The following is a 26189-nucleotide window of genomic DNA, read 5'->3' as shown; positions in this document are numbered from 1 at the left end:
GCCGGTCCCGGCCAACCCCTCAGGAGGAATCGCATGGTGTCTCAAGCTGCGGTGTGGCGTGTCGCCGCTGCCGCGTGTGCGGTCGGCGCACTGATCGCCGGTGCCGGTACGGCCGGGGCGGCACCCACGCCCCCACCCACCGAAGGGCGCATCCTGGGCGCCGACCGGGCCGGCGCGGTGAAGGGCTCGTACATCGTCACCTTCAAGGACTCGGTGGCGCGGGCCGACGTCGACAAGGTGGCGAGATCCCTCACCGGTCGGCACGGCGGCACGATAGGCCACACCTACACCGCCGCCCTGCGCGGCTTCTCCGTGAAGGTGGGCGAGGAGCAGGCCCGGAAGCTGGCCGCCGACCCCTCCGTCGCGCGGGTGGAGGCCGACGGAGTCGCGTACGCCCTGGGCACCCAGAACGATCCGACCTGGGGCCTGGACCGCATCGACCAGCGTGACCTGCCGGGCGACCGGAAGTTCACGTACCCCAACACCGCCTCCGACGTGACGGCCTACGTGCTCGACACCGGGATACGCACCTCGCACCGGGAGTTCGGCGGCCGCGCGGCCAACGGCTACGACTTCATCGACAACGACGCCATAGCCCAGGACTGCAACGGGCACGGCACCCATGTGGCGGGCACGGTCGGCGGTGCGACCTACGGCGTGGCCAAGGCCGTGAAGCTCGTGGGCGTCCGGGTCCTGAACTGCCAGGGCTCCTCCGGCTCCACCTGGGCCCCGGTGCTCGCCGGCATCGACTGGGTGACGAAGAACGCGGTCAAGCCGGCCGTCGCCAACATGAGCATCGGCGGCGGGCGCACCTCCTCGGTGGACGACGCGCTGGCGAAGTCGATCGCCTCCGGCGTCACCTATGTCGTCGCCGCGGGCAATGACGGCGCCAACGCCTGCAACACCTCGCCCGCGGCGGTGCCGAGCGCGGTGACGGTCGGCGCCACCGACAGCCGCGACGCCCGGTCGATCTGGCCGAGCGGCAAGTCCTCCAACCACGGCACCTGCCTGGACCTCTTCGGCCCCGGTTCCGACATCGTCTCCGCCTCCCACCTCAACGACACCGGCTCCCGCTCCGACGGCGGCACCTCCATGGCCTCCCCGCACGTGGCGGGCGCGGCGGCCCTCATCCTCTCCGCCAATCCGTCCTGGACGCCCAAGCAGGTCCACGACCGGCTGATCGCCGACGCCACGCCGAACAAGGTCACCGACGCGAAGACCGGGTCGCCCAACCGTCTGCTGTACGTCCCGAACGACGGCGACACCACGCCTCCGCCCACCGGCAGGACCTTCGAGAACACCACCGGCTACCCGATCCGCGACAACGCGACCGTCGAGTCCCCCATCACCGTGAGCGGCATCACGGGCAACGCGCCCGCGACGCTCTCCGTCACGGTCGACATCCGGCACACCTTCCGCGGTGACCTGCGGGTCGACCTCGTCGCACCCGACGGCGGTGTCTTCCGGCTGAAGGACTACAACGCCAACGACAGCGCCGACGACGTACGCGGCACCTTCACCGTGAACGCCGCGTCCAAGCCCGCCAACGGCTCCTGGAAGCTGCGGGTGAGCGACAACTGGGTCAACGACACCGGCACGCTGAACTCCTGGTCGCTGAAGTTCTGATGGTCGCTGAAGTTCTGACCCGCGCCCTTCGGTAACACCCCACCGGACCGCCGGCGATCCATGCCCCGAACCCTGCTGGATCCCGGCGAACCCGGCCGGTGAGACCTCTCCGCGAACCTCACCGGCCGGTCGGGGGGACGCCTGCGGCGCCCGCACATGCGCCGCAGGCGTCACTCCTCTTTCGCCCCACCGCCGCGAAGCGCCATCATGCGCAAAAGCTCCCGCGAGGCCGGAAGGAAGCCGTGAACGCCGACCCGCCGATCCCCCTGCCAGGTGCCTTCATCGGGCGTTCCGCGCTCCTGGACGGCCTCCGCCCGGAGCTCGGCCGACGGCCCTCCGTCGTGGTGATCACCGGCGAGGCAGGCGTGGGAAAGAGCCGGCTGGTCCGCGAACTCCTCGACACGACAGTCTCGTCGGACACCCTGGTGGTCCGCTGCCGGGAATCGGACGCCCCTTATCCGTACGCACCACTCCTGGAGGCGCTGAGCCGCTTCCGCCCCCGCCCGGAAGACCTGCCACCGGTGACCGGAGCACTGCGCGGACTGCTGCCCGACCTCGCCGCGCTCCTGCCGCCCGCGCCGCCTCCCGTAGACGATCCGCGCACCGGACAGCACCGCGTTCTGCGGGCCCTGTGCGCGTTGACCGCGTCCCTGGGGAGCGCGGTTCTGGCCGTGGAGGACGTCCAATGGGCCGATGAGGACACGGCCGCCTTCCTGCGTACGCTCGTCTCCGACCCGCCGGCGGAGCTGGGACTCGTCCTCACCGTGCGCGGCCGGCCCGTCCCCGGGGGGCTCCCTTTCCCGCTGCGTCCGCCGCCTCATGTGGCGCTGGTGGAAAGACACCTGGCACCGCTGACGGTGGCGGAGACGGGTGTGATGGCCGCCGGGCTGCTCGGCGTACGGACGGTGCCTCAGGAGTTCGCCGACCGGCTGCACGGGTGGACGGGGGGTCTCCCTTACGTCATCGAGGAGGTGCTCCGGCGGTGGCCGGACTCCACGGCACGCCCGGCCGGAACAACGCGGGTGCCTGAGCCTCCGCTGCCCGCCTCCGTGCGCCGTGCGGTCGTGGAGCGGCTGCGCCACCTGCCTCCGGACGCGCGGCGGGTGGCCGGCGCGGCAGCGGTACTCGGCGACCTCGCGCCCGTACATCTGCTGGGAGCGGTGGCGGGGCTGGGCGAGCGAGAGACCCGCGGTGCGCTCACCATGGCGCTGGACGAAGGTGTCGTACGGGCGGTGGACGGCGCCTATGTCTTCCCGTACGGCCTGGCGCGCAGAGCTGTGTACGAGGCGGTCCCCGAGCCGGAACGGCCTGTACTGCACCTGCGTGCGGCCCGCGCCCTCGCCCGGCACGGCGGTCCTCTTCCGCTGGTGCGGATCGCCGAGCACTACCGGTGCGCCGGCCTCTCCACAGAGGCGGTGCGCTTCCTGGAGGCGGCCGCGGACCGCGCCGCCCGGGGCGGGGACGCGGGTGGGGCCACGGACGGCTATCTCGACGCCTTGCGCGGCGGGCCCTCGGCCGTCGTCCGCGACCGGATCGCCCTGAAGCTGGCCCGCGTCGCGCTGAACGCCAGGCCCGGCCCGCAGGTGCCCGCCGCCCTGCGGGAGGTGCTCGATCGGCGTTCCCTCGGTCCCGGGCCGAGCGGTGAGATCCGGCTGCTCCTGGGTCTGTTGCTGCGCAACCAGTCGGGTTCCGGTCTGGAGGCGCTGGAGGAGATAGCGCGGGCCGTTCCCGATCTGCTCGCCGTGTCGACGGGGCAGGCCGCGCGGGCGCTGGCGATCATCGCGATCCCCTCCCTCAAGGGCTGGCCGCTCGGCGAGCACCGGCGGCTCCTGGCCGAAGCGGAGCGGCTGCTGCCACGGGTCGAGGAGAAGGACCTGCGCTCGGCCGTGCTGGCCAATCGCGCCACCGCCCTGGCCCTGATGGGCGACCCGTCGGCGTGGGACGCGGTGGCCGATCTGCCCGACGCCCTCACCGGCGAGGCGGCGGCGCGGGTGCACGCCAATCTGGCGGGGGCCGCGACCGCTCTCGGCCATCCGGTACGTGCCCGCGCCTTCCAGGCCCGGGCGTGGCAGGCCGTCCGCACGAACCACGCTCCGTACCTCGAAGCGTTCGTCGAGACCACGGACATACTCGCCGCCTTCACGGGCGGCCGGTGGGAGGGGCTGCTGGAGCGGGCCGAGCACGCCGAGGAGCAGTACCGGGACGTACCCGACTTCCACGCGGAGGCCCTGCTGGTCTGCGGGCTGCTGCGCCTGCACACCAAGGGGCAGACCGATGTGGCGCGCCGCCTCCTGGAGCGGGCCGTCCGCACCACCGCGCTGGACACCGGCATCGTGCTGACCTCCGCAGCGGCCGCCGTGGTGCGGGTCCATCTGGCCGCCGACCGTCCCGCGCAGGCCGTCCAGGCGGTGGAGGGGGCGCTGCACCACGTCCGCCGTACCGGTGCGTGGGTCTGGGCGAGCGCCCTCGCGCCGTCGGCCGTTCAGGCGCTGGTCCGGGACGGCCGGGCCGGTGAGGCGCACCTCCTCGTCGCGGAGCTGGCCGACGGCATCACCGGCCGGGACGCGCCGGCCGCCCGGGCCGCCCTGCTGACCTGCCGGGCGCTGCTCACCACGGCGTCCGGCCTCCAGGCCGGGTCCGGCGGCTCGGACGGCCTGTACGCGGCCGCCACGGACTCCTGGACCACCTTGGAGCGACCCTACGAGGCCGCCTACGTCCGGGAGGCCTGGGGGCTGCGGCTGCTGGCCACGGGAGCGGCGGGCGGCCGTACCGTGCTGCACGAGGCCATCGCGGCCTACCAGGACATCGACGCCGTATGGGATGTGCTGCGCTGTCAGCGCGGGCTGCGGGAACACGGCCAGGTCACCGTGCGGAGACCCGGCGCGCTGGGGTACGGCGACCACCTCTCGCCCCGCGAGCGGGCGGTGGCGCGGCTGGCCGCGCTCGGCCTCTCGAACCGTGAGATCGCGCGCGAGCTGGTCCTCTCGCACCGGACGGTCGAGCACCATGTGGCGCGTGCCCTGCGGAAGCTGGGCGTGTCGTCCCGTACCGAGATCGGCTCGCAGCTCGGGCTCTGACGGAACGCGTGCCCTACGTCAAGGCGATAGGCGACCCTCTTCGGCACCGGATTCGCCGGACAGTGCCCCGCTACGGGCTCCGATCCCGCCGGACGGGCGGCGCTCGTCGCCCGCGTCTCAGCTCTCCGCCGCCGTGAACCCGAGGAACGCCCCCACTCCCCGTCCCGTACTCCGCGCCTATCCTTCCTGACATGTCCCTCCCTTCCGGTCCACGCGGTGGTGGCCTGTCCGCGCGCACGGCCGGCATCGGGGTGACCGCCGCCGTCACGCTGCTCGTGGTGGTCTGGACGCTGCTGACCATGCGGTACGAGAGCGAGCCGGTGAACCGTACGGTGATCGGCTGGGCGCTCATCGCGGTGGGCTGCGCCGCCCTGTACTTCCGCCGCCGCGCACCCGTCGCCGTGGCCACCGTGACACTGGCCGTGTGCGTCGTCTATTACCCGCTGTCCGTGTACGACGGTCCTCTTATGGTCACGTTCGCGCTCGCGCTCTACACGGCGGCCGCCGAGGGACGGTTCACGGCCGCCGTCGCCCTGGGCGTGGCCACTCTGATCGCCGTCGGATTCGGTGAGGCGCGCCAGCACGACGGCAACCGGCAGATCGACGACATGTCGCTGTTCATGCTCGCGGGCTGGCTGGTCAGCCTCGTCGCCGTGGGCCGGGCCCAGTTGACCCGTGGTGCCTATCTCGGCGAGGTGGAGCAGCGGGCCCTGGCCGCGGAGCGGGAGCAGGAGGCGCGGGCCGAGCAGAGCGCGACCGAGGAGCGGCTGCGCATCGCCCGGGAGCTGCACGACGTCCTGGGACACAGCATTTCGCTGATCAACGTGCAGTCGGGCGCGGTCCTGCACAAGTTGAGCAAGAACCCGGAGCCCGCCGCGGCCCTGTCCGCCGCAGAGGAGGCCCTGAAGGCGGTCAAGGCCACCAGCAAGGACGCGCTGCGCGAGCTGCGCTCCACCCTCGGCGCGCTGCGGAAGCCCGACGAGACGGCCCCGACCTCCCCCGTCTCAGGGCTCGACCGGCTCGACGAACTCGTCGCACGGGCCCGCGCCACCGGCATCGAGGTCCGCCTGCGCACCGAGGGCGAACGGCGTCCGCTGCCGCCTCCGGTCGATCTGGCGGCGTACCGGATCGTGCAGGAGTCGCTCACCAACGTCACCCGGCACGCCCGGGCGACCGGCGCGGTGGTGACGGTCGACCACACCGACGAACGAGCCGTACGGGTACGGATCGAGGACGACGGAGAGGGCTCGCCGGAGGGCTCTCCGGCCGGCAGCGGCATCCGGGGCATGGCCGAGCGTGCCAGGGCCTTCGGCGGCGAGCTGACGGCGCGGAACACCGCACAGGGCTTCGTCGTGAGCGCCCGGCTGCCGATCGAGGGGACCGAATGATCCGCGTAGTGCTGGCCGACGACCAGACCCTGGTACGGGCGGGCTTCCGCTCGATCCTGTCCGACGAGGACGACATCGAGGTCGTCGGTGAGGCGGCCGACGGCGAACAGTCCCTCGCCCTGGCCCGCGAACAGCGCCCGGACGTGGTCCTGATGGACATCCGGATGCCCGGCACCGACGGCCTGGAGGCCACCCGCCGCATCACCACCGACCCGCGCCTGGCGGACGTCCGGGTCATCATCCTGACCACCTTCGACATGGACGACCACGTCTACGGAGCCCTGCGCGCCGGTGCCTCCGGCTTCCTGGTCAAGGACACCGAGCCGATGGAACTGCTGCACGGCGTACGGGTGGTGGCGCGGGGCGACGCCCTGATCGCCCCGGCCGTGACCCGGCGGCTGATCTCGGAGTTCGCGAGCCGCCGGAAGCAGCCCGAGCCGGGTCCGCGCCTGAACGCCCTCACCGAGCGGGAACGCGAGGTCATGGGGCTGGTCGGGGCCGGGCTCTCCAACGACGAGATCGCCGCCCGGCTGGTGCTCAGCCCCGCCACCTCCAAGACCCATGTCAGCCGGATCATGACGAAGCTCGGCGTCCGCGACCGGGCCCAGCTGGTGATCCTCGCCTACGAGTCGGGCATGATCACGCCCGGCTGGCTGGCCTGAGAGCGGTCGAGCGCGGGCCGAGGTGCCAACTTCCGTAGTACGCGCACGAGCGCGGCCGCAACTCCTGTAGTAGGCGCGTTGCCCTCCCCGGGCCGACGCGCGGCACCGGACAGTGCACCGAGGCTTCCTGCGTGGATCCGGAATCGCTCGACCTCGCGCGGCTGCAGTTCGCCCTCACCGCCGGGGGTCACTTCCTCTTCGTCGCCCTGACGCTGGGCATGGCCCTCCTGGTGGCCTGCGTCCAGACAGCAGCCACGGTCACCCGTAAGGCAACGCATCAACGGATGGTGCGGTTCTGGGGGCAGCTGTATGTCATCAACTACGCGGTCGGCATCATCACCGGGCTGGTGATGGAGTTCCAGTTCGGGCTGAGCTGGAGCGGTCTGACGCACTACGCGGGCAATGTCTTCGGCGCCTCGCTGGCCGTCGAGACGATCGTCGCGTTCTTCGTGGAGTCGACGTTCCTGGGGCTGTGGATCTTCGGCTGGCACCGGTTCAACCGGTGGACCCACCTGGCGACGATCTGGGTCGTCGCCCTGACCGCTTGCGTGTCGGCATACTGGATCCTCGTCTCCAACGGCTTCCTCAACAACCCCGTGGGCCACCGCGCGGAGAACGGCACGCTGGTCCTCGCGGACGCCGGAGCGCTTCTCACCAACCCCAGTGCTCTGCTGGCCTTCGGTCACATCCTGGGCGGCGCGCTGCTGACAGCCGGCTTCTTCATGGCGGGCGTCAGCGCCTACCACCTCTTCCGGCGCACTCCCGAAGTGGCGTTCTTCGTACGGAGTCTGCGCATCGGAGTGTTCGTCTCCTTTCCCGCCCTGTGGGTCACGGCGGGGTTCGGCGGGGTCCAGCTGGCCTCGCTGACGGATCTGCAGCCGATGAAGTCCGCCGTCTTCAGCGGGAGGACGGCGGAGATCCGCGAACTCCAGGCGGAGATGGTCGCCCGGTTCGGCCCCGGCGACTACGTGCCCTCCGAGGTGTGGACGCGCGGCGGCGCCCTGGTGATGCTGCTCGCGTTCGCGCTGATGATGTACCCCTCCCTGGCCGGGACCGTGCTCGCCTGCTTCCGCAAGGCCGTCGTGCGCTTCCGGCTCTGGCACGTGGTGCTGATGGCCGCCGTTCCGCTGCCCTACCTGGCGATGATCAGCGGCTGGGTCTTCCGGGAGGCCGGGCGGCAGCCCTGGGTGGTGTACGGGCTGCTGAAGACCGAGGACGCGGTCTCCCGCCACTCCCACGGCACCATGCTCGCCTCGCTGATCACCTTCACCGTGCTGTTCGCGGCACTGGCCGTCGTCAACGGATGGCTGCTCCTGCGCCACGCGCGCCTGGGGCCGGTGGAGACGGGACTCGGCCACGACGATCGGCTCTCCGCGGATCCCGTACCCGTTGCTCCGGAAGCCCCGGCCGCTCCGGGTCCCGGCGGGCCCGCCGCACCTCCGCCGCCCTTCACCCCCCGCTACTGAGGGGCCGCCGTGGACATCTGGCCGTCTGCCTTCTCGCCTTCTTCGCCATCGGCTACTTCGTCCTCGCCGGTGCGGACATCGGCACCGGCATGCTGCTGCCGTACCTGGGCGCGGACGAGGGCGAACGACGCCTGGTGATCGCCGCCTTCGCGCCGTTCTTCCTGGGCAACGAGGTGTGGCTGGTGGCCGCAGCGGGCGTGCTCGTGGGCTGCTTCCCGGTCCTGGAGGGCGAGCTGCTGAGCGCCCAGTTCACCGTGTTCGTGCCGCTGGTCGCCGGGTGGATGGTGCGGGACGCCGGGCTGTGGCTGCGCGGGCGGGGCGGTGGGCGGCGGTGGCGGGCGGGGTGCGACGGCGCTGTGGTGTGCGGGAGCTGGGTGGTGGCGCTGGCCTGGGGGTGGCTGCTGGCCGCACTGTTCGCGGGTGCGCCGGAGCGTACGGCCGCGGCACCGATCGGGGCCGTGACCGCGCTCGCCGTCGCCGCACTGTTCGCCGCACACGGTCTGGGCTTCGCGGCCCTGCGCCTGACCGGGCGGCCCTGGGCCCGGGCGCACCGGCTCGTCGGGCGGACCGGCGCGGGCCGGTCCTTCGCGCTGACAGCCGTCCTGATGGCCGCCCTGCCGCTGTTCGCGGGCCCGGCACTCCGTCCGGCGGCGCACGCGGCGGACCGGGCGACGCTCACCCTCCTCGTCCCCGTCCTGCTCGCGTTCTGCCCGCTGCTGGTCGCCGCCCAGGCCTGGACCTGGCACACCTTCCGCCACCGTGTGACGCGTCCTTCGTACCTCTGACGCCGCTCTAGCCGCCCGTCCGGTCGGGGCCGCCGAGCGCCCGGCGTATCCGGGAGACGGCCGACCCGCCGCGCCGCGGTCGGTGTCCGCCGTGCACCCTGGGGTCGTCGGTGACGTCGTACCGCTTCACATAGGCCCCCAGGAACGCCTGGAGCGTGGCGACGGCGGGGATGGCGATCAGCGCGCCGACGGCTCCCAGCAGGGCTGTTCCGGCGACCACCGAACCGAAGGCGACCGCCGGATGGATGTCGACGGTCTTCGCGGTCAGCTTGGGCTGGAGGACGTAGTTCTCGAACTGCTGGTAGACCACGACGAACCCGAGCACCCACAGCGCGTACCAGGGGTTGACCGTGAACGCGATCAGCATCGGCAGGGCGCCCGCCAGATACGTACCGATGGTGGGGATGAACTGCGAGACGAGCCCCACCCAGACCGCGAGCGCCGGAGCGTAGGGCACGCCGAGGACGACCAGCAGGATGTAGTGCGCGACGCCGGAGATCAGGGCCATCAGGCCGCGCGAGTAGAGGTAGCCGCCGGTCTTGTCGACCGCGATCTCCCAGGCGCGCAGCACCTCGGTCTGCCGGGCCGGCGGCAGTACGGAGCAGAGGGCGCGCCGCAACCGGGGGCCGTCGGCCGCGAAGTAGAACGAGAACAGGAAGATCGTCAGCAGCCGGAACAGTCCGCCCAGGACCGTGGTGGAGACGTCGAGCACTCCTGAGGCGCTGTTCTGGACGTACTTCTGGAGCCAGTCGGAGTGCAGCAGACTGTCCTGGACCTGGACCCGCGACAGCTCGGTGTGGAAGGTGTGGTTGACCCAGTTGATCACCGAGTCGATGTACTTGGGGAAGTCGTCGACCATGTCGACGATCTGGCCCGCGAGCATCGACCCCAGCAGGACGACGAACCCGGCGCTGAAGATCATCAGTCCGATGAAGACGATGAACGTGGCCAGCCCCCGGCGCATGCCGCGGGCCGCCATCCGGCCGACCGCCGGCTCGATGGCGAGCGCGAGGAAGAACGCGATCAGCACATTGGTCAGCAACCCGATGAGCTGGTCGAACGCCCAGCTGCCGAGCTGGAAGCAGGCGTAGAGCGCGAGGGCCAGGACCATCGCGCGCGGCAGCCAGCCCGGCATGCGGGCGGGCCCCGGGCCGGACGGTGGCACGGGAGGCCCGGCGGGCGGGGCGTCGGACGGCTGGGCCGGAGCGGTCTCGTCTGTCGATGACACGGGACAAGTCTCGCCTACGCCACCGACAACCGGTCCCCCGGCCGGGGAACGGCGGAGGTCAGCGCTTGTCGGCGGGAACGTCCATGGCCGTGCAGACCGCGCGCCAGACGTCCTTCGCGTCCCAGCCCGCGTCCAGCGCCTGGTGCACCGTACGGCCGCCGAGTTCGGCCATCACATGGTCACGGGCGAAGGAGTCCGCGTAGGCACCACCGAAGTGGTCCGCCATCCGCTCCCAGAAAATCGTCAACCGCATGCCATCAGTATCCCGCTCCTGAGAGTGCACGGGTCCGCCGGGCATGTGCCGGAGCCTCTTTCCCCTCTACGGTCGGTCCATGGCTGGAACCGGAGCACATCCCCTCGTCCGCGCCGAGCACTTCATCTGGCTCACCGCCCGTGTCCTCGAACAGCGCAGGTTCGCCCACCGTTTCCTCGACGGCGCCCCGGGCCCCGTCGAGACGGCGCTCGCCGCCTACCGGAACGAGGACGGCGGCTACGCGCACGCGCTGGAACCCGACCTCCGCGGCCCGGTCAGCCAGCCGCTGCACACCGCCCACGCGCTCGCTGTCCTCGACTCGATCGGCCGCTGCGACGGTCTGCGCGCGGAACGGATCTGCCGCTATCTGAGCGACGTGTCGACAAAAGAAGGAGCGCTGCCCGCTCTGCTCCCTTCACAGCGCGGCTATCCGGCCGCGCCGTTCGTCCCTGTGGTCGACGACCCGCCGGCCGAACTGCTCGCGACCGGTCCGATCGTCGGACTGCTCCACCGCAACGAGGTGTGGCACGCGTGGCTGTTCCGGGCCACGGACTTCTGCTGGAGCGCCGTCGACGCCCTGGAGCAGTCGCATCCGTACGAGATCGAGGCCGCGATCGCCTTCCTGGACGGGGTGCCGGACCGCGCCCGGGCCGAGCGGGCGGCGGACCGGCTCGGCCGGCTGGTGCGCGGACAGCGGCTCGCGGTGCTCAATCCGGCCCGGCGCGCGGAGTACCCGGTGGCGCCGGGCTACGCGCCCGGCGAGCACCACTTCCCGCACGACTACGCCCGTACGCCGGGATCGCTGGCCCGCCGCTGGTTCACCGACGAGGAGCTGGAGCGCTCGCTCGACCATCTGGCGGCCGAGCAGCGGGAGGACGGCGGCTGGCCGGTCAACTGGCGGCAGTGGGCACCGGGCACCGCGCTGGAGGGGCGGCCGCTGGTGACGCTCAGGGCCCTGGAGACGCTCCAGGCGTACGGACGCCTGCCGGCGGCCTGACCGAGGCCCGTCGGCCGCCCGCCGGCTGACGAAGGCGCCTGGCTCAGCCCAGGGCGCGGACACCTGCCGTGACCACCACGGCCGCGCCGACGACCACCAGGAAGGGGGCGCGCAGGACCAGCGCGAGCGCCGCGGCGGCGAGTCCGGCGGCCCGGGCGTCGAGGACGAGCTGCTGTCCGTCGCCGAAGGTCTGCTGTGCGGTGAGGGCCGCCAGCAGCGCCACCGGCAGCAGGACCGCCATCCGCCGTACGAGCGGCCGCTCCAGCACTCCGGCGGGGACCAGCAGGCCCGCGTACTTGGCGAGGTAGCAGCCCACCGCCGTCAGTCCGATCGCTATCCAGACGTTCATGAGTCCTGTCCGCCCTTCTTCTCCGCCGTCTCCTTCTCCGAGGCCGTGTCCTCTCCGCGCTTGCGCCGTCCCATCAGGAAGAGGACGACGGGCGCCGCGAGCGCGGAGAGCAGGACCGGTACGCCGGCCGGCAGGACGGGCAGCAGTGTCAGGGCCAGCAGCACGGCGACGCCCGCCGTGACGCGTTCGACGGTGCTCCTGAGCATCGGTGCGAGCAGCGCGAGGAAGACGGCGGGGCTGGCCGCGTCCAGACCCCAGGCCTCGGTGTCGCCGAGCGCCTCGGCACCCATCGCACCCACCAGGGTGGTGAGGTTCCACAGCGCGTAGAGGGTGAGCCCGGTGACCGTGAAGCCCAGGCGCGCGGACCGCCGGTCGGGCTGCGCCACCGTCACCGCGGTCGTCTCGTCGATCACCCAGTGGGCCGCGAAGGGGCGTGCCATGCGCGGAAGGGCCAGCAGCTGCGAGAGCCGCAGACCGTAGAAGGCGTTGCGGACACCCAGGAAGAACGCCCCGGCCGCCGCCGTGTACGGATTGCCGCCCGCCGCCAACGCGCCGACCAGCGCGAACTGCGAGGCGCCGGTGAAGACGAAGAGGCTCAGGGCGCAGATCTGGAGCAGGCTGAGCCCGGAGCCGGCGGCCGTGACGCCGAAGGCGAAACCGGAGAGCCCTACGGCGACACCGACGGCGAGCGCGTCCCGGACGACGGCCGCGTCCGGCTTGTGCGGTGGGGTGCCGGGCGGACCGGCGGCTATGGCACCGGTCGCGACGGTGCTCTCTGGGGGTGCTGTCTGTTCTGCCACGCGCCGCACGTTACGGGGACGGTCCCGGCCCGGTCTTGTACGTTCTTGCGCACCCCCTTGCGCCCCGCGTCTTCCCCAGGGAGTTCCGTACGCGTCCTAGGAGGCGTCCCGCGCGCGCCGGTGGATACCTCGCTCGCGCTGGTACGCGCCGGGCGGCACCCCGACGATCCGGGTGAAGTGACGATTGAGGTGCGGCTGATCGGTGAAGCCGACGGCGGCCGCGGCCTCGGCAGGGGCGATGCCCGCGTCGAGCATCCGCCGGGCCCGCCGGACCCGGGCGTCGGTGAGCCAGGTGTGCGGCGGCATCCCGTACTCCTTCTTGAAGGCCCTCAGCAGAGCGAACGGGCTCGTGCCCAGCTCGGCGGCGAGCGCCTCCAGGGTGGGCGGCGCCTCCATCCGGCCCTCCAGCGCGCGGCGGGCGCGCTCGGCGTCCCGCGCGCCGCCCGCCCGGGGGGTCGCGCCGGGGAGTGAGCTGCCGTGCCGGGTGAGGAGGCGGGCTACCAGGACCCGCAGCAGACTGTCCGCGGCCAGCGCGTTGCCCTCCTCGGCGGCCCGGTGCACCTGGGTGATCAGCCGGGCGGCGTACGGGTCGGTCACCCGGGTTTCGGCGAAGCCCACCGTGCCGCGCAGGGGCGTCACCTCGGCCGCGATGTCGTTGATCGCCTGAGCCGACGGATAGAGCGTGTCGTACGCCCAGCCTTCGGGCTGCCCCGGACGGGCGGTGTGCGGCACCTCAGGGTTGATCATCACGACGGTGCCGGGGATCGCGTGGACCGTGCCGCCCGGCAGCCCCACGTCCTCCACCCCGCCGGTGACGGCACCGAACACGTACCCCTCGTGGCTGTGCCGGGGAAAGGTGTGGCGAACGTACCGGGCGCGCAGGAGATCGAGGTCGGGCAGCTCCGCGTACGTCCAGTGCCGCGCCCACTCCGTCGCCCGATCCGCTCCCGCCATGGCCACATTCTCGCAGGTCCCGGCCGTGCGTCGCAGGGCGAGTCAAGGCTGCCGGGCGGTGTCGGAGGCCCGTTGTCAGTGGCGGGGTGCACGATGGGGGACATGACCGGCTCCGCTCTCGACGCCTTCTCGCCCGCGACCCGCAGCTGGTTCGCCGGTGCCTTCAGCGCGCCCACCGCCGCGCAGGAAGGTGCCTGGCGGGCCATCGGCGAAGGCAGCGATGTGCTGGTGGTCGCGCCGACCGGCTCCGGCAAGACTCTGGCCGCCTTCCTCGCCTCGCTGGACCGGCTGGCCGCCGGTCCGCCGCCCGCCGAGGCGAAGAAGCGCTGCCGCGTGCTCTACGTATCCCCGCTCAAGGCGCTGGCGGTCGACGTGGAGCGCAACCTCCGCTCGCCGCTGACCGGCATCCGCCAGGAGTCGGTGCGCCTCGGCCTGCCCGAACCGGAGGTGCGGGTGGGCATCCGGTCCGGTGACACCCCGCCCGCCGAGCGGCGCTCGATGGTGACCCGGCCGCCGGACATCCTGATCACCACACCCGAGTCGCTGTTCCTGATGCTCACGTCCTCCGCCCGGGACGCGCTGGCGGGCGTCGAGACGGTGATCCTGGACGAGGTGCACGCGGTCGCCGGTACGAAGCGCGGCGCCCACCTCGCTCTCTCCCTGGAGCGCCTGGACGAGCTGCTGCCGCGGCCCGCCCGCCGGATCGGACTCTCCGCGACGGTCCGGCCGGTCGGCGAGGTGGCCCGCTTCCTGTCGCCTCAGCGGAAGGTGGAGGTCGTCCAGCCGCCCTCCACCAAGGAGTTCGACCTCTCGGTGGTCGTCCCGGTGGAGGATCTCGGCGAGCTGGGCGGCTCGCCCGCCACCGACGGGGACGCCGCACAGGCGGAGAAGCCCTCGATCTGGCCGCATGTGGAGGAGCGCATCGCCGACCTCGTCCAGTCGCACCGCTCCACCATCGTCTTCGCCAACTCACGGCGGCTGGCGGAGCGCCTGTGCAACCGGCTGAACGAGATCGCGTACGAACGGGCCACCGGCACCGCCTTCGACCCGGACAACCCGGACAACTCCGCACTCGACCTGCCGGAGGCACACGCTCCCGCCGAGGTCATGGCCCAGTCCGGCGCGGGCCGTGGCGCCCCCGCCCTGCTGGCCCGCGCCCACCACGGTTCGGTCTCCAAGGAGCAGCGGGCCCAGGTCGAGGAGGACCTCAAGGCGGGACGGCTGCCCGCCGTGGTGGCCACCTCCAGCCTGGAGCTCGGCATCGACATGGGCGCGGTCGACCTGGTGGTCCAGGTCGAGTCGCCGCCCTCCGTCGCCTCCGGCCTCCAGCGGGTGGGCCGGGCCGGGCACCAGGTGGGCGCGGTCTCCACCGGTGTGGTCTTCCCGAAGTACCGCGGCGACCTGGTGCAGGCCGCCGTCGTCACCGAGCGGATGCGCGAAGGGGCCATCGAGGCACTGCGCATCCCCTCCAACCCGCTGGACGTCCTGGCCCAGCAGCTCGTCGCCATGGTGGCCCTGGACAGCTGGCAGGCGGACGACCTGCTGGCCCTGGTCCGCCGGGCCGCGCCGTTCGCCTCGCTCCCGGAGTCGGCGTTCACGGCCGTGCTCGACATGCTCGCCGGCCGCTACCCCTCCGACGCCTTCGCCGAGCTGCGGCCCCGGGTCGTCTGGGACCGCGTCGGCGGTACGGTCACGGGCCGCCCGGGCGCGCAGCGGCTCGCCGTCACCTCGGGCGGCACCATTCCGGACCGGGGCCTCTTCGGGGTCTTCCTGGCCGGCGCGGACCCGAAGAAGGGCGGCGGCCGGGTCGGCGAGCTGGACGAGGAGATGGTCTACGAGTCCCGCGTCGGCGACGTCTTCACCCTGGGCACCACGTCCTGGCGGATCGAGGACATCACCCGCGACCGGGTCCTCGTCTCCCCCGCCCCCGGCGTTCCGGGACGGCTGCCGTTCTGGAAGGGCGACCAGCTGGGCCGCCCTCTGGAGCTCGGCCGCGCCCTGGGGGCCTTCCTCCGCGAGATCGGCGGCCTCTCCGAGGAGGACGCCCGGCTGCGGCTGCTCGCCGCCGGGCTGGATGCCTGGGCGGCGGACAACATCCTGGCCTACCTGGACGAGCAGCGCCGGGCCTGCGGCCATGTGCCGGACGACCGGACGATCCTGGTCGAGCGGTTCCGGGACGAGCTGGGCGACTGGCGGGTCGTCGTGCACTCCCCGTTCGGCGCCCAGGTCCACGCCCCGTGGGCGCTCGCCCTCTCCGCCCGCCTCGGTGAGCGGTACGGGATGGACGCCCAGGTCATGCACGCCGACGACGGCATCGTGCTGCGGCTCCCCGACGCCGACATGATGGGCCTGGACCTCCTCGACTTCGACGCCCCGCCGACCACGGAGGCGGCGGACGACGCACCGGCCCCGCAGCCTTTCTCGTACGACAGCGAACAGCCTCCGGTAGGCGCCACCGATGTCGTCTTCGACCAGGGCGAGGTGCAGCAGATCGTCACCGACCAGGTCGGTGGCTCGGCGCTGTTCGCCGCCCGCTTCCGCGAGTGCGCCGCCCGCGCCCTCCTGCTGCCCCGCCGCTCCCCCGGCAAGCGCACCCCGCTCTGGCAGCAACGCCAGCGCGCCTCGCAGCTGCTGCAGGTGGCCTCCGAGTTCGGCTCGTTCCCGATCGTCCTGGAGGCCGTCCGCGAATGCCTCCAGGACGTCTTCGACGTTCCCGGGCTCACGGAGCTGATGGGCGACCTGGAGGCGCGCCGGGTCCGGCTGGTCGAGGTCACCACCCAGGAGCCCTCCCCGTTCGCCCGCTCGCTCCTCTTCGGTTACGTCGCGCAGTTCCTGTACGAGGGCGACTCACCGCTCGCCGAGCGGCGGGCCGCCGCACTCTCCCTGGACTCCCACCTCCTGGCCGAGCTGCTGGGCCAGGCCGAGCTGCGCGAGCTGCTCGACCCCGAGGTCCTCACCGAGCTGGAGCAGGAGCTCCAGTGGCTCACAGAGGACCGCCGGATCAAGGACGTCGAAGGCGTCGCGGACCTGCTGCGCGTCCTGGGCCCCCTGACCGACGCCGAGCTGGCCGAGCGCGGCGCAGAGCCCACCTGGGCTCCGGAGCTGGCCACGACCCGCCGGGCCATCCAGGTCCGCATCGCCGGGGCCGACCACTGGGCGGCGATCGAGGACGCCGGAAGGCTGCGCGACGCCCTGGGCACAGCACTCCCGGTCGGTGTTCCCGAGGCGTTCACCGAGCCGGTGAAGGACCCTCTCGGCGATCTCCTCGCCCGCTTCGCCCGGACACATGGTCCGTTCACCGCCGCCCGGGCCGCCGAGCGGTTCGGGCTCGGCACGGCCGTCACGGACGGTGCGCTGCACCGGCTCGCCGCTTCCGGCCGGACCGTGCAAGGTGAGTTCCATCCGGCGGGCATCGGCCAGGAGTGGTGCGACGCCACCGTCCTGCGCCGGCTCCGCCGCCGTTCGCTGGCCGCGCTCCGCCAGGAGCTGGAGCCGGTGGAGCCCGCCGCGCTCGCCTCCTTCCTGCCGCAGTGGCAGCACTTCGGCTCCCACCGGCTGCGCGGCATCGACGGGCTGGCCCGCGCCGTCGAACAGCTCCAAGGAGCGCCCGTACCCGCCTCCGCCCTGGAGAAGCTGATCCTGCCGAGCCGCGTCATGGGCTACACCCCGGCCATGCTCGACGAGCTGACGACCACGGGCGAGGTCGTCTGGGCCGGAGCGGGAGCACTGCCCGGCAAGGACGGCTGGCTCTCCCTCTACCCCGCCGACAGCGCACCCCTGCTCCTGCCCGCACCGCACCCCCTGGAGCTGTCCGCGCTCCACGAGTCCGTGCTCACCACGCTCTCCGGCGGATACGGCCTCTTCTTCCGGCAGATCGCCGACCAGGTCCGGGCCACCACCCACCCGGACTCCTCCGAACAGCAGCTCGCCGACGCCCTCTGGGAGCTGGCCTGGTCGGGCAGGCTCACCAACGACACCCTCGCCCCGCTCCGCTCACTCCTCGGCTCCGGGCGGACAGCGGGCTCCACCGCCCACCGCGCCAGACGCACCGTGCCCCGCGGACGGTACGGATCGCTCACCGCGGCCGCCCGGCCCGCCTCCCGCACCGGCCCTCCGACGGTCTCCGGCCGCTGGTCCCTGCTGCCGCCACGCGAGCCGGAGCCGACCCACCGCGCCCACGCCCTGGCCCGCACCCTGCTCGACCGGCACGGCGTGGTGACCCGTGGCGCGGTGCAGGCCGAAGGGGTGGAGGGCGGCTTCTCGGCGACGTACCGCATCCTGGCCGCCTTCGAGGACAGCGGGCAGGCCCGGCGGGGCTATGTGGTGGAGGGTCTCGGTGCTGCGCAGTTCGCGATGGACGGAGCGGTGGACCGGCTGCGGGCGGCCGCCACGGCCCGCGACCGCCGCGACCCGGGCACCGCGCACCAGGCCCTGGTGCTCGCCGCCGCCGACCCGGCCAACGCCTACGGCGCCGCCCTGCCGTGGCCGGAGTCCCCGGACGGCGCCGGGCACAAACCGGGCCGCAAGGCCGGAGCTCTGGTGGTCCTCGTCGACGGCGAGCTCACGCTCTACATGGAGCGCGGCGGCAAGTCCCTGCTCGCCTGGCCCACCGACCCCGAGTCGCCCGCGTTGCTGGCGGCGGCCGAGGCCCTGGCCGCTTCCGCGCGCGCCGGTGCGCTCGGCACGGTGACGGTGGAGCGGACCAACGGAGCCTCCTCGCTCACCTCGCCGCTGGGCCGCACCCTGGAGGCGGCCGGCTTCCTCGCCACCCCGAAGGGCCTGCGCCTGAGAGCCTGAGTCCCGACGGGCCCACACCGCCGCACCTCACCACCTCACCGCCCCTGGCCCCCATCATGGAGGTATGCCCGAAGGAGACACCGTCCTGCAAACCGCCGCCCGGCTGCACGCAGCGCTGGCGGGCCGGGTCCTGACCCATGCCGACCTGCGCGTCCCGCGGTTCGCGACCTCCGACCTGAGCGGCCGTACCGTCCTGGACGTCACCGCACGCGGCAAGCACCTGCTGACCCGCGTCGAAGGCGGGCTGACCCTGCACAGCCACCTCCGGATGGACGGGACCTGGCGGATCTACGCGCCGGGCGAGCGCTGGCGCGGCGGCCCCGGCCACCAGATCCGCGCAGTTCTGGCCAACACCGAGCACACCGCCGTCGGCTACCGCCTCCCCGTCCTCGAACTGCTGCGCACCAGCGAGGAGAGCAAGGCCGTCGGCCACCTGGGGCCGGATCTGCTGGGCCCGGACTGGGACCCCGACCTCGCCGTCGAGCGGCTCCTCGCCGCCCCGGACCGCCCCATCGGGGACGCGCTCCTGGACCAGCGCAACCTCGCCGGCATCGGCAATGTCTACAAATGCGAGCTCTGCTTCCTGGCCCGCGTCACACCCTGGCTCCCCGTAGGCGCCCTCCCCGAAGGAACGCTGCCCCGGCTGGTCGCCCTGGCCCACCGCCTCCTCGACGCCAACCGCGACCGTCCCACCCGCACCACCACCATCCGAGCCGAACGCCGACCCCGCCCGAACACCCCGGCCTCCACCTCCCCACACCGTCCCCTCCCGCCTCTCCGGGTCCAGGACCCCCTCTACGTCTACGGGCGGGTCCGCCGCCCCTGCCTGCGCTGCGGCACCCCGATCCGCAAGATCGACCAGGAGGACCGGCCCACGTACTGGTGCCCGGCCTGCCAGTCGGGCCCGACGCCGTAGGAAGCCCGGAACCCGCACGCTGGTTGACGATCCGTCAGATACGGTCGTACGGTCCCGTCATGCCCCTCTCCGCGTACGGCGCGTTCAACGCGTACGACCTCACGGGCCGCTCCGCGTTCGTCACCGGAGCGGCGAGCGGAATCGGCCGGGCGAGCGCCGTGCTGCTGGCGGAGGCCGGGGCCACGGTCCACTGCGCCGACCGCGACGAGACGGGCCTGCGCCGGACGTACGAGGCGATCACGAACGCCGGCGGCCGGGCCAGTACCCACCCGCTCGACGTCACCGACCGCGAACAGGTCCGGACGGCCGTTCGGGCGGCGGGAGAGCCCGACATCCTGGTCGCCTCGGCCGGAATCATGCACACCAGCAGCGTCCTGGAGACCGAGGACGAGGACCTGGACCGGGTGCTGGCGGTCAATTTCACAGGGGTGCTGTACGCCTGCCAGGAGGTGGCCCGCTCCTTGGTCGCCCGTTCCGCACCCGGTTCGCTGGTCACGATGGCGTCCGGCGCCGTGGACTCCGCGAGCGCGGGCCTGCTCTGCTACAGCGCGGCGAAGGCGGCCGTGGTCCAGCTCACGAAGACGCTCGCCACCGAGCTGGGCCCGCACGCCATACGGGTGAACGCGGTGGCCCCGGGCTGGATCCGTACGCCGATGACCGGCCGGCACGGAGCGGAACCGCAGCAGCGGGCGGAGGCCACGATGGCCCGCATCTCCCCGCTGGGCCGGGTCGGTGAACCCGAGGACGTCGCCCACACCGTGCTGCACCTGGCGTCCGACGCGTCGGCCTTCACCACCGGCCAGATCCTCCGCCCGAACGGCGGCGTCGCCATGCCCTGGTGATCCCCGCCCCGAACCGCGACGGCCCCGCCGCAAGCCGCCCACGCCAGGCCTGCCCCGTAAACCGCCCACGCCAGGCCCGTGAAGTCCGCTCCCCCGGCCCCGACCCCGCCCGCCCCACCGCCGCAGCCACCGACGCCACATGGACCGGCAGCAGGCTCAGCCCCCAGCCGCCCGCCGCCACCGCACCCTCCACCGCACCGGCCTGCTCCGGCTGCAGCACCAGCCGCAGCACCGCCCACCACCACACCCCACCGAGGACCAGCGCCGGTATCCATCGCCGTACCATCGCTGCCCTCCTGCGGCCGACGCCCTTTCGGGCAGTTTCTCCTGGCAGCGGCGCCCCCGCACGCAGAACGTACGACCGACGGCTCCCCCCACGCACGGGTGCTCCGCCGGAGATCAGCTCCCCATACGCACGGGTGCCCCCGCCGGAGATCGGCGGGGGCACCCGGGAAGGACAGCGGCGCGAGGCGCCGCCGGCCCTTACTTGTCGTTGTCGTTGCGCAGCGAGTCCGTGACGCCCTTGGCGCGGTCACCAGCCTCGTCGACCTTGTCCTTGGCCGTGGCCTTGGCCTGGTCTGCCTTGCCCTCGGCCTCCTTGCGGCGGTCGCCGGTCAGCTTGCCGACGGCCTCCTTGCCCTTGCCCTTGAGCTTGTCCATGGCGTTGTCACCAGTCACGATGTCGATTCCTTCCGCTCAGGCACTTTCGGCCTGGAACATCCAGGCGTGCTTCTCGAGGTCTGCGGTCAGTGCGATCAGGATGTCCTGGGTGACGGGATCCGGCGCGTCGGTCACTTCGATGCGCTCCCGCATCCGGCCGATCACCACACCCAGGGCGTCGACGAGCGCCTTCACGGCGTCGGTGTCCTTGATCCAGCCTTCGGAGACGGCCTGGATGGCGGTCTCCTTGGCGACGGTCGCGGAGCGGCCGTCCGGGTTGACGCCGATCGCGGAGGCACGCTCGGCGACCGTGTCGGAGTGCTGCCGGGCCGTGACGACCACGTCGTCGAGCTGGAGGTGTACGGACCGGAATCGCGGGCCGACCACGTTCCAGTGGATCTGCTTCGCCACGAGGGAGAGGTCGACGAGATCGACCAGCGCGCCCTGCAGCGCTTCTCCGACGAGCTTGAGATCGCTCTCGGACAGTGGGCTCTTCACCACAGACATGCAAACACTCCCATCCGTCAGGCGTACTGCTGACCGTCGTCAGGCGTTTCGCTGACCATTCCTGCGCACCACTCACGATGACACAAATGAAACAAAACAGTCATGTTGGCCTCAACCTCCGTTTGCCCGCTTCCTCGCGGCTCACACACGCGGAGCGCACACAGAAAGAGCACACGGCTGGAACACACGGCGAGAACACCTACCGGGCACGCCGAAGGGCACACACGCCGGAGTCCCGGCCGACCCCTGTGGGGCCGACCGGGACTCCGGTCGAGCACTGTGCCGCGCGGATCAGGCGGCGACGACGTCCACCGCTTCCGCGGGCGCCTTGATGGTCACCCGGCCCGACGGCACACCCGCGACCGACGAGACGGAGACGGAATTGAGCATGGGACGAACCGGTACTGGGACCGGATCACTGGCAGCTGCCGACTCGGCCAGCTCGGCGAGCGAGAGCTCGTCGCTCACTTCCCGCATGAGCTCGGACATCCGTACGTCAAGCGCGTCGCAAATCGCGGAGAGCAGCTCGGAGGATGCCTCCTTCTGCCCCCGCTCCACCTCGGACAGATAACCGAGCGAGACCCGGGCGGACGAGGAGACTTCGCGCAGAGTACGGCCTTGGCGCTGGCGCTGCCGACGCAGCACGTCACCCAGCAGGCGACGGAGCAGAATCATCGGTGGCTCCCTCCTCGGACCGCGTAGCCGCATCCTTCACGCCCTACCGTACCGCCTTGTGCTGCGGCCGTGCGGGGAGCGATGTCGTGTTCACTCAGGGCTGCAAACATCAATTCCCCCCGATCTGTTCCGTATCCTGTGCCCGCGCGTTTCCGCCGAGTTCGTTCAGGAGCAGACCGAGGACGCTTCGTACGCTCTCTCTACGGATGTCCGCCCTCGATCCATTCAACCGCAGAGCGGCCACTTTCTCGACGCCGGAAGGTCCCGCTACGGCAATGTGGACCGTTCCGACGGGCTGCCCGTCCTGCGGCTCCGGGCCGGCGACACCGGTCGTGGAGAGGCCCCAGTCGGCGCCGAGCGCGCGGCGCACACCGGCGGCCATCTGGCGTGCGACCTCGGGATCGACCGCCCCGCGCTCCGCCAGCAGAGTCCCGTCCACGCCGAGGACCTCGCTTTTGAGGGCGGTGGCGTACGCGGTGACCGATCCTCGGAACGACCGTGAGGCACCGGGTACGGAGGTGAGCTCGGCCGCCACCAGCCCGCCAGTCAGCGATTCGGCGACGGCGAGCGTCTCACCGCGCTCCGCGAGCCGCTCCAGCGCCCGGGCAGCGACTGTCACCGCTCGGCCTCCGCGGCGTCCCGCGCCCCCAGAACAGGCTCCACAGACGTGGGACCACCGGAGACGCGCACAGCAGACTCGGAATCAGCGGCACCCGCACCAGCACCACCGGAAACACCGGCACCACCGGAAGCACCAGCAACGCCAGAAGCTCCCGAGACACCGACCGCCCCAGGAGACCCTGCGGCCTCGTTCAGCGCCTCCGCCGTGCGCCCCACGGCCGCGCGCTCGGCGGCCAGGCTCCGGCGGCGCAGGACGACGGCCTGGCGTACGTAATCGAGTCCGGTGACGACCGTCAGCACGACGGCCACCATCATCATCCAGAAGCGCAGGGTGGCCAGCGGCCCGGTGAGCACCAGGACGTACATCCCGGCCGCCGTCCCCTGCGCCAGGGTCTTGAGCTTGCCGCCTCTGCTGGCCGGGATCACCGCGTGCCGGATCACCCAGAACCGCATCAGCGTGATGCCCAGCTCACGGGCGAGGATCACCCCGGTGATCCACCACGGCAGATCGCCCAGGATCGAGAGGGAGATCAGCGCCGCCCCCATGATCGCCTTGTCGGCGATCGGATCCGCGATCTTCCCGAAGTCGGTGACCAGGTTGTACGTGCGGGCCAGATGACCGTCGAAGAGGTCGGTGATCATGGCGATGGCGAAGGCCGCCCAGGCGAAGGAGCGCCAGGCCGGGTCGTATCCGCCGTTGTGGAACAGGAGGAGGACGAACCCGGGTACGAGCAGCAGCCGCACCATGGTCAGGATGTTGGCGATGTTCCACAGGCTGGCCTGGTTGACGGCCGCAGTCCCCAGCTTGCCGCCGCGGACCGGCTTCGCGCCGGAACCGCCTGCCGCGGATGCCGGGACTCCCGTCATCTGGCTGCCTCCGCAAGCTCGTGGTGTTCGGCCACCAGGTCGACGCCCTCGGTGCCCACTGCCTTTGCCTCGACCATAAGGCCGGGCACGAGTCCCTCGCGTGTGGTGAAGACCACCTGGCCGTCCGTTTCCGGAGCCTGGTGCGCGGCGCGGCCGATCGCGACCTCGCCGTCCTCGTCCGACTCGACGGACTCCACGAGCACCTGGAGGGTCTCGCCGACGCGCTCCTCGGCGCGCTGCGAGGTCAGCTCCTCGGCCAGCTGGGAGATGTGGGCGAGCCGCTCGGCGATGGTGTCGGCGTCCAGCTTGTTCGCGTAGCCGACCGCCTCGGTGCCCTCCTCGTCGGAGTAGCCGAAGACGCCGATGGCGTCGAGGCGGGCGCCGGTGAGGAAGCGTTCCAGCTCGGCGAGGTCGGCCTCGGTCTCGCCGGGGAAGCCGACGATGAAGTTGGAGCGCGCACCGGCCTCGGGGGCCTTGGACCGGATGGTGTCCAGCAGCTCCAGGAAGCGGTCGGTGTCACCGAAGCGGCGCATCGTGCGCAGCACGCTCGGGGAGGAGTGCTGGAAGGAGAGGTCGAAGTACGGGGCGACCTTCGGCGTCGAGGTGAGGACGTCGATGAGGCCGGGGCGCATCTCGGCGGGCTGGAGGTAGCTGACCCGGATCCGCTCGATGCCGTCCACGTCGGCCAGCTCCGGCAGCAGGGTCTCCAGGAGGCGGATGTCGCCGAGGTCCTTGCCGTACGAGGTGTTGTTCTCGGAGACGAGCATGACCTCCTTCACGCCCTGCTCGGCCAGCCAGCGGGTCTCCTGGAGCACGTCCGAGGGGCGGCGCGAGATGAAGGAGCCGCGGAAGGAGGGGATGGCGCAGAAGGAGCAGCGGCGGTCGCAGCCGGAGGCCAGCTTGACCGAGGCGACGGGGCTGGTGCCGAGGCGGCGGCGCAGCGGGGCGCGCGGTCCGGAGACCGGAGCGACACCCTCCGGGAGGTCCGCGGGCGCGGGTGCGGGTTCCGTCTCCTGGGCGTGCCCCGGCAGGGACACCGCTGCGGACTGCCGCTCGGCGGGGCTGATCGGGAGCAGCTTGCGGCGGTCGCGCGGGGTGTGCGAGGCGTGGATGCCGCCGTTGAGGATGGTCTGCAGCCGGTCGGAGATGTCGGCGTAGTCGTCGAACCCGAGGACGCCGTCCGCCTCCGGCAGGGCCTCGGCGAGGTCCTTGCCGTAGCGCTCGGCCATGCAGCCGACGGCGACGACGGCCTGGGTGCGGCCGTGGTCCTTGAGATCGTTGGCTTCGAGCAGGGCGTCGACGGAGTCCTTCTTGGCGGCTTCGACGAACCCACAGGTGTTGACGACTGCGACATCCGCGTCCGAGGCGTCCTCGACGAGGTCCCAGCCGTCCGCTGCCAAGCGGCCTGCAAGCTCCTCCGAGTCCACCTCGTTACGGGCGCAGCCAAGAGTGACAAGGGCGACGGTACGGCGTTCGGGCATGGACTCAAGACTACTTCGTCCCGGCGGCCCTCCCGCCGAGCAGGGTTGCCTGCGCTCTCTCCTGCTACGGGGAGTGACTGGCGGGAGGTCCGCCGGAAACGCCGACGGGCGCCCGGCGCGAGGCCGGACGCCCGTCGAAGGGGTGAGGAGGCGCGGACTCAGCCGGCCTCGGGGTCACCCTTGGTGTACGTGAGCCGCTCGACCTGGCCCGGCTCGAAGCGGTCCTGCAGCTTCTTGCCGTTGACGAAGAGCTCGATCGCTCCGGCGTTGCCGAGGACGAGGTCGATGCGCTCCTCGTCCTGGAAGGTCTTGGACTCACCTTCGAGCAGCAGCCCGTCGAAGAGCAGCTGTCCATTGTGGTCCTTGACGGAGATCCAGCTCTTGCCCTGGTTCGCGCCGAGCTTGACCGTCACCTTGTCCCGGGGGGCAGCGGCGATGGCACTCTCGGACGGCACGGGCTTGGGCTCGGCCGGCTTGGTGGTGGCGGGTTTGGCCGCGGTCTTGTCGGGCTTGGAGCCCTCCGCGACCTGGGCGGTGTTCGACGGCTTGTCCTCTCCTCCGTTGAAGAGGGTGAAGCCGACGAAACCGATGACGGCGACGATGGCCGCGACCATCGCCGCGGTCCAGTTGGGCCGCCGCGGTTCGGAACGGATGCGCTCCGCCTCGAACAGCGGAGCGGCGGGGGTCGGTGCGGGACGGCCGCCGTGGTCGGCGTCGAAACGTTCGACCAGGGGTTCCGGGTCGATGCCGACGGCACGGGCGATGTTGCGGATGTGGCCGCGCGCGTACACGTCGCCGCCACAGCGCGAGAAGTCGTCCTCCTCGATCGCGTGCACGATGGGGATGCGCACCCGGGTGGAGCTGCTGACCTCCTCGACCGTCAGACCTGCGGCGATGCGAGCCTGCTGAAGGGCACGACCGATCGAAGGCCGGTCGTCTTCGGGGGAGTTGCCGATGGACACGGGGGCGCCTTTCGAGCGTGAGCCACCTGCTGGATGTTCAGTCTAGGGGGGGTACGAAAGGGAGGGGCAACCGGGAGGGACGACTTTGTACGCCATCGGGTTCGCCGGGCGGCCCCGTGGACCTCTCCGCGGACGGAGCGGCACCGGGACCGTGCCCCAGTTGAGGGACTGGGCAACCTGGAGTGGGCCGAACAGGGTGGGTGACAACGGGCTGGGCGGGAGGAGCATCGTTCCTCCCCTCCCTCCAACTGGACGTACGACCGCACGAAACGGTTG

At 72.2% G+C, this 26189-nt stretch carries 23 protein-coding genes; 10 read left to right on the top strand and 13 right to left on the bottom strand.

Annotated features, from left to right (window positions below; genetic code table 11):
• Positions 1 to 33 precede the first annotated feature (33 nt).
• The 6 genes from ACIRR8_RS26680 to ACIRR8_RS26655 all read left to right on the top strand — a co-directional run bounded on the left by ACIRR8_RS26680 (position 34) and on the right by ACIRR8_RS26655 (position 9004).
• On the top strand, positions 34 to 1626 hold the full coding sequence (locus tag ACIRR8_RS26680) for a S8 family peptidase (RefSeq protein WP_404069506.1): 1593 nt from the start codon (positions 34 to 36) through the stop codon (positions 1624 to 1626).
• A gap of 242 nt (positions 1627 to 1868) precedes the next feature.
• Complete coding sequence (locus ACIRR8_RS26675) at positions 1869 to 4703, top strand: ATP-binding protein (RefSeq protein ID WP_404069504.1); 2835 nt, start codon at positions 1869 to 1871, stop codon at positions 4701 to 4703.
• Positions 4704 to 4894: 191 nt separating this feature from the next.
• Entirely contained in the window at positions 4895 to 6091 is a 1197-nt protein-coding gene (locus ACIRR8_RS26670) for a sensor histidine kinase (protein ID WP_404069502.1), read from the top strand.
• Positions 6088 to 6753: a response regulator gene (locus tag ACIRR8_RS26665; RefSeq protein WP_404069500.1), complete on the top strand. Its 666-nt coding sequence runs from the start codon at positions 6088 to 6090 to the stop codon at positions 6751 to 6753. Before ACIRR8_RS26670 ends, ACIRR8_RS26665 begins: the two co-directional genes overlap by 4 nt.
• A gap of 131 nt (positions 6754 to 6884) precedes the next feature.
• A complete protein-coding gene (locus ACIRR8_RS26660) occupies positions 6885 to 8219 on the top strand; it encodes a cytochrome ubiquinol oxidase subunit I (protein ID WP_404069498.1) in 1335 nt (444 codons plus the stop codon).
• A complete protein-coding gene (locus tag ACIRR8_RS26655; RefSeq protein WP_404069741.1) occupies positions 8216 to 9004 on the top strand; it encodes a cytochrome d ubiquinol oxidase subunit II in 789 nt (262 codons plus the stop codon). The genes ACIRR8_RS26660 and ACIRR8_RS26655 overlap by 4 nt, the downstream gene beginning before the upstream one ends.
• 7 nt (positions 9005 to 9011) lie before the next feature.
• Here ACIRR8_RS26655 and ACIRR8_RS26650 read toward each other — a convergent pair whose 3' ends face one another.
• Complete coding sequence (locus tag ACIRR8_RS26650; protein WP_404069740.1) at positions 9012 to 10139, bottom strand: AI-2E family transporter; 1128 nt, start codon at positions 10137 to 10139, stop codon at positions 9012 to 9014.
• Positions 10140 to 10290: 151 nt separating this feature from the next.
• Positions 10291 to 10485: a DUF3046 domain-containing protein gene (locus ACIRR8_RS26645; protein WP_404069496.1), complete on the bottom strand. Its 195-nt coding sequence runs from the start codon at positions 10483 to 10485 to the stop codon at positions 10291 to 10293.
• 79 nt (positions 10486 to 10564) lie between these two features.
• On the opposite strand from ACIRR8_RS26645, the gene ACIRR8_RS26640 reads away from it, so the two are divergent.
• Complete coding sequence (locus tag ACIRR8_RS26640) at positions 10565 to 11482, top strand: hypothetical protein (RefSeq protein ID WP_404069494.1); 918 nt, start codon at positions 10565 to 10567, stop codon at positions 11480 to 11482.
• Positions 11483 to 11525: 43 nt separating this feature from the next.
• Here ACIRR8_RS26640 and ACIRR8_RS26635 read toward each other — a convergent pair whose 3' ends face one another.
• The 3 genes from ACIRR8_RS26635 to ACIRR8_RS26625 form a co-directional block, all read right to left on the bottom strand.
• Positions 11526 to 11831: an AzlD domain-containing protein gene (locus tag ACIRR8_RS26635; protein WP_359209534.1), complete on the bottom strand. Its 306-nt coding sequence runs from the start codon at positions 11829 to 11831 to the stop codon at positions 11526 to 11528.
• The gene (locus ACIRR8_RS26630) at positions 11828 to 12631 is read right to left on the bottom strand and encodes an AzlC family ABC transporter permease (RefSeq protein ID WP_404069492.1); all 804 of its coding nucleotides are present in this window, start codon (positions 12629 to 12631) and stop codon (positions 11828 to 11830) included. Before ACIRR8_RS26630 ends, ACIRR8_RS26635 begins: the two co-directional genes overlap by 4 nt.
• Positions 12632 to 12727: 96 nt before the next feature.
• A complete protein-coding gene (locus ACIRR8_RS26625) occupies positions 12728 to 13585 on the bottom strand; it encodes an AraC family transcriptional regulator (RefSeq protein ID WP_404069490.1) in 858 nt (285 codons plus the stop codon).
• A 102-nt stretch (positions 13586 to 13687) separates the two neighbouring features.
• Here ACIRR8_RS26625 and ACIRR8_RS26620 point away from each other — a divergent pair, with 102 nt between their 5' ends.
• The 3 genes from ACIRR8_RS26620 to ACIRR8_RS26610 all read left to right on the top strand — a co-directional run bounded on the left by ACIRR8_RS26620 (position 13688) and on the right by ACIRR8_RS26610 (position 20140).
• A complete protein-coding gene (locus tag ACIRR8_RS26620; protein ID WP_404069488.1) occupies positions 13688 to 18382 on the top strand; it encodes a DEAD/DEAH box helicase in 4695 nt (1564 codons plus the stop codon).
• 64 nt (positions 18383 to 18446) lie between these two features.
• Positions 18447 to 19298: an Fpg/Nei family DNA glycosylase gene (locus ACIRR8_RS26615; RefSeq protein WP_404069486.1), complete on the top strand. Its 852-nt coding sequence runs from the start codon at positions 18447 to 18449 to the stop codon at positions 19296 to 19298.
• A gap of 59 nt (positions 19299 to 19357) precedes the next feature.
• Positions 19358 to 20140: an SDR family NAD(P)-dependent oxidoreductase gene (locus ACIRR8_RS26610; protein ID WP_404069484.1), complete on the top strand. Its 783-nt coding sequence runs from the start codon at positions 19358 to 19360 to the stop codon at positions 20138 to 20140.
• On the opposite strand, the gene ACIRR8_RS26605 is transcribed toward ACIRR8_RS26610, so the two are convergent.
• The 8 genes from ACIRR8_RS26605 to ACIRR8_RS26570 form a co-directional block, all read right to left on the bottom strand.
• Positions 20088 to 20426, bottom strand: coding sequence for a hypothetical protein (locus ACIRR8_RS26605; protein ID WP_404069482.1), 339 nt, complete (start codon positions 20424 to 20426; stop codon positions 20088 to 20090). The genes ACIRR8_RS26610 and ACIRR8_RS26605 overlap by 53 nt on opposite strands.
• Before the next feature lie 197 nt (positions 20427 to 20623).
• Complete coding sequence (locus tag ACIRR8_RS26600; RefSeq protein ID WP_404069738.1) at positions 20624 to 20800, bottom strand: CsbD family protein; 177 nt, start codon at positions 20798 to 20800, stop codon at positions 20624 to 20626.
• A 36-nt stretch (positions 20801 to 20836) separates the two neighbouring features.
• Entirely contained in the window at positions 20837 to 21307 is a 471-nt protein-coding gene (locus ACIRR8_RS26595; protein WP_404069480.1) for a Dps family protein, read from the bottom strand.
• 291 nt (positions 21308 to 21598) lie between these two features.
• Positions 21599 to 21982: a helix-turn-helix domain-containing protein gene (locus ACIRR8_RS26590; RefSeq protein WP_003965837.1), complete on the bottom strand. Its 384-nt coding sequence runs from the start codon at positions 21980 to 21982 to the stop codon at positions 21599 to 21601.
• A gap of 109 nt (positions 21983 to 22091) precedes the next feature.
• A complete protein-coding gene (locus ACIRR8_RS26585) occupies positions 22092 to 22601 on the bottom strand; it encodes a CinA family protein (RefSeq protein ID WP_404069478.1) in 510 nt (169 codons plus the stop codon).
• Complete coding sequence (pgsA, locus tag ACIRR8_RS26580) at positions 22598 to 23470, bottom strand: CDP-diacylglycerol--glycerol-3-phosphate 3-phosphatidyltransferase (protein WP_404069476.1); 873 nt, start codon at positions 23468 to 23470, stop codon at positions 22598 to 22600. The genes ACIRR8_RS26585 and pgsA overlap by 4 nt, the downstream gene beginning before the upstream one ends.
• The gene (rimO, locus tag ACIRR8_RS26575; RefSeq protein WP_404069474.1) at positions 23467 to 24951 is read right to left on the bottom strand and encodes a 30S ribosomal protein S12 methylthiotransferase RimO; all 1485 of its coding nucleotides are present in this window, start codon (positions 24949 to 24951) and stop codon (positions 23467 to 23469) included. Before rimO ends, pgsA begins: the two co-directional genes overlap by 4 nt.
• 158 nt (positions 24952 to 25109) lie before the next feature.
• Positions 25110 to 25913, bottom strand: a complete 804-nt coding sequence (locus ACIRR8_RS26570) for a helix-turn-helix domain-containing protein (RefSeq protein ID WP_404069472.1) — start codon at positions 25911 to 25913, stop codon at positions 25110 to 25112.
• Positions 25914 to 26189 lie beyond the last annotated feature (276 nt).

Origin of the sequence: Streptomyces sp. NPDC101178 (genome assembly GCF_044767965.1) — a bacterium.
Classification (GTDB): domain Bacteria; phylum Actinomycetota; class Actinomycetes; order Streptomycetales; family Streptomycetaceae; genus Streptomyces.
Note: the sequence above shows the minus strand (reverse complement) of the source record. Positions and strands in the feature narration are given on the sequence as shown.

Bases quoted from the DNA above. Each gene is read 5' to 3' on its own strand.
- ACIRR8_RS26650 (WP_404069740.1), bottom strand. From the start codon at position 10,139: ATGCCGGGCTGGCTGCCGCGCGCGATGGTCCTGGCCCTCGCGCTCTAC.
- ACIRR8_RS26645 (WP_404069496.1), bottom strand. From the start codon at position 10,485: ATGCGGTTGACGATTTTCTGGGAGCGGATGGCGGACCACTTCGGTGGT.
- rimO (WP_404069474.1), bottom strand. From the start codon at position 24,951: ATGCCCGAACGCCGTACCGTCGCCCTTGTCACTCTTGGCTGCGCCCGT.
- ACIRR8_RS26665 (WP_404069500.1), top strand. From the start codon at position 6,088: ATGATCCGCGTAGTGCTGGCCGACGACCAGACCCTGGTACGGGCGGGC.
- ACIRR8_RS26620 (WP_404069488.1), top strand. From the start codon at position 13,688: ATGACCGGCTCCGCTCTCGACGCCTTCTCGCCCGCGACCCGCAGCTGG.
- ACIRR8_RS26590 (WP_003965837.1), bottom strand. From the start codon at position 21,982: ATGATTCTGCTCCGTCGCCTGCTGGGTGACGTGCTGCGTCGGCAGCGC.
- ACIRR8_RS26680 (WP_404069506.1), top strand. From the start codon at position 34: ATGGTGTCTCAAGCTGCGGTGTGGCGTGTCGCCGCTGCCGCGTGTGCG.
- ACIRR8_RS26640 (WP_404069494.1), top strand. From the start codon at position 10,565: ATGGCTGGAACCGGAGCACATCCCCTCGTCCGCGCCGAGCACTTCATC.
- pgsA (WP_404069476.1), bottom strand. From the start codon at position 23,470: ATGACGGGAGTCCCGGCATCCGCGGCAGGCGGTTCCGGCGCGAAGCCG.
- ACIRR8_RS26635 (WP_359209534.1), bottom strand. From the start codon at position 11,831: ATGAACGTCTGGATAGCGATCGGACTGACGGCGGTGGGCTGCTACCTC.
- ACIRR8_RS26605 (WP_404069482.1), bottom strand. From the start codon at position 20,426: ATGGTACGGCGATGGATACCGGCGCTGGTCCTCGGTGGGGTGTGGTGG.
- ACIRR8_RS26610 (WP_404069484.1), top strand. From the start codon at position 19,358: ATGCCCCTCTCCGCGTACGGCGCGTTCAACGCGTACGACCTCACGGGC.
- ACIRR8_RS26615 (WP_404069486.1), top strand. From the start codon at position 18,447: ATGCCCGAAGGAGACACCGTCCTGCAAACCGCCGCCCGGCTGCACGCA.
- ACIRR8_RS26600 (WP_404069738.1), bottom strand. From the start codon at position 20,800: ATGGACAAGCTCAAGGGCAAGGGCAAGGAGGCCGTCGGCAAGCTGACC.
- ACIRR8_RS26670 (WP_404069502.1), top strand. From the start codon at position 4,895: ATGTCCCTCCCTTCCGGTCCACGCGGTGGTGGCCTGTCCGCGCGCACG.
- ACIRR8_RS26625 (WP_404069490.1), bottom strand. From the start codon at position 13,585: ATGGCGGGAGCGGATCGGGCGACGGAGTGGGCGCGGCACTGGACGTAC.
- ACIRR8_RS26595 (WP_404069480.1), bottom strand. From the start codon at position 21,307: ATGTCTGTGGTGAAGAGCCCACTGTCCGAGAGCGATCTCAAGCTCGTC.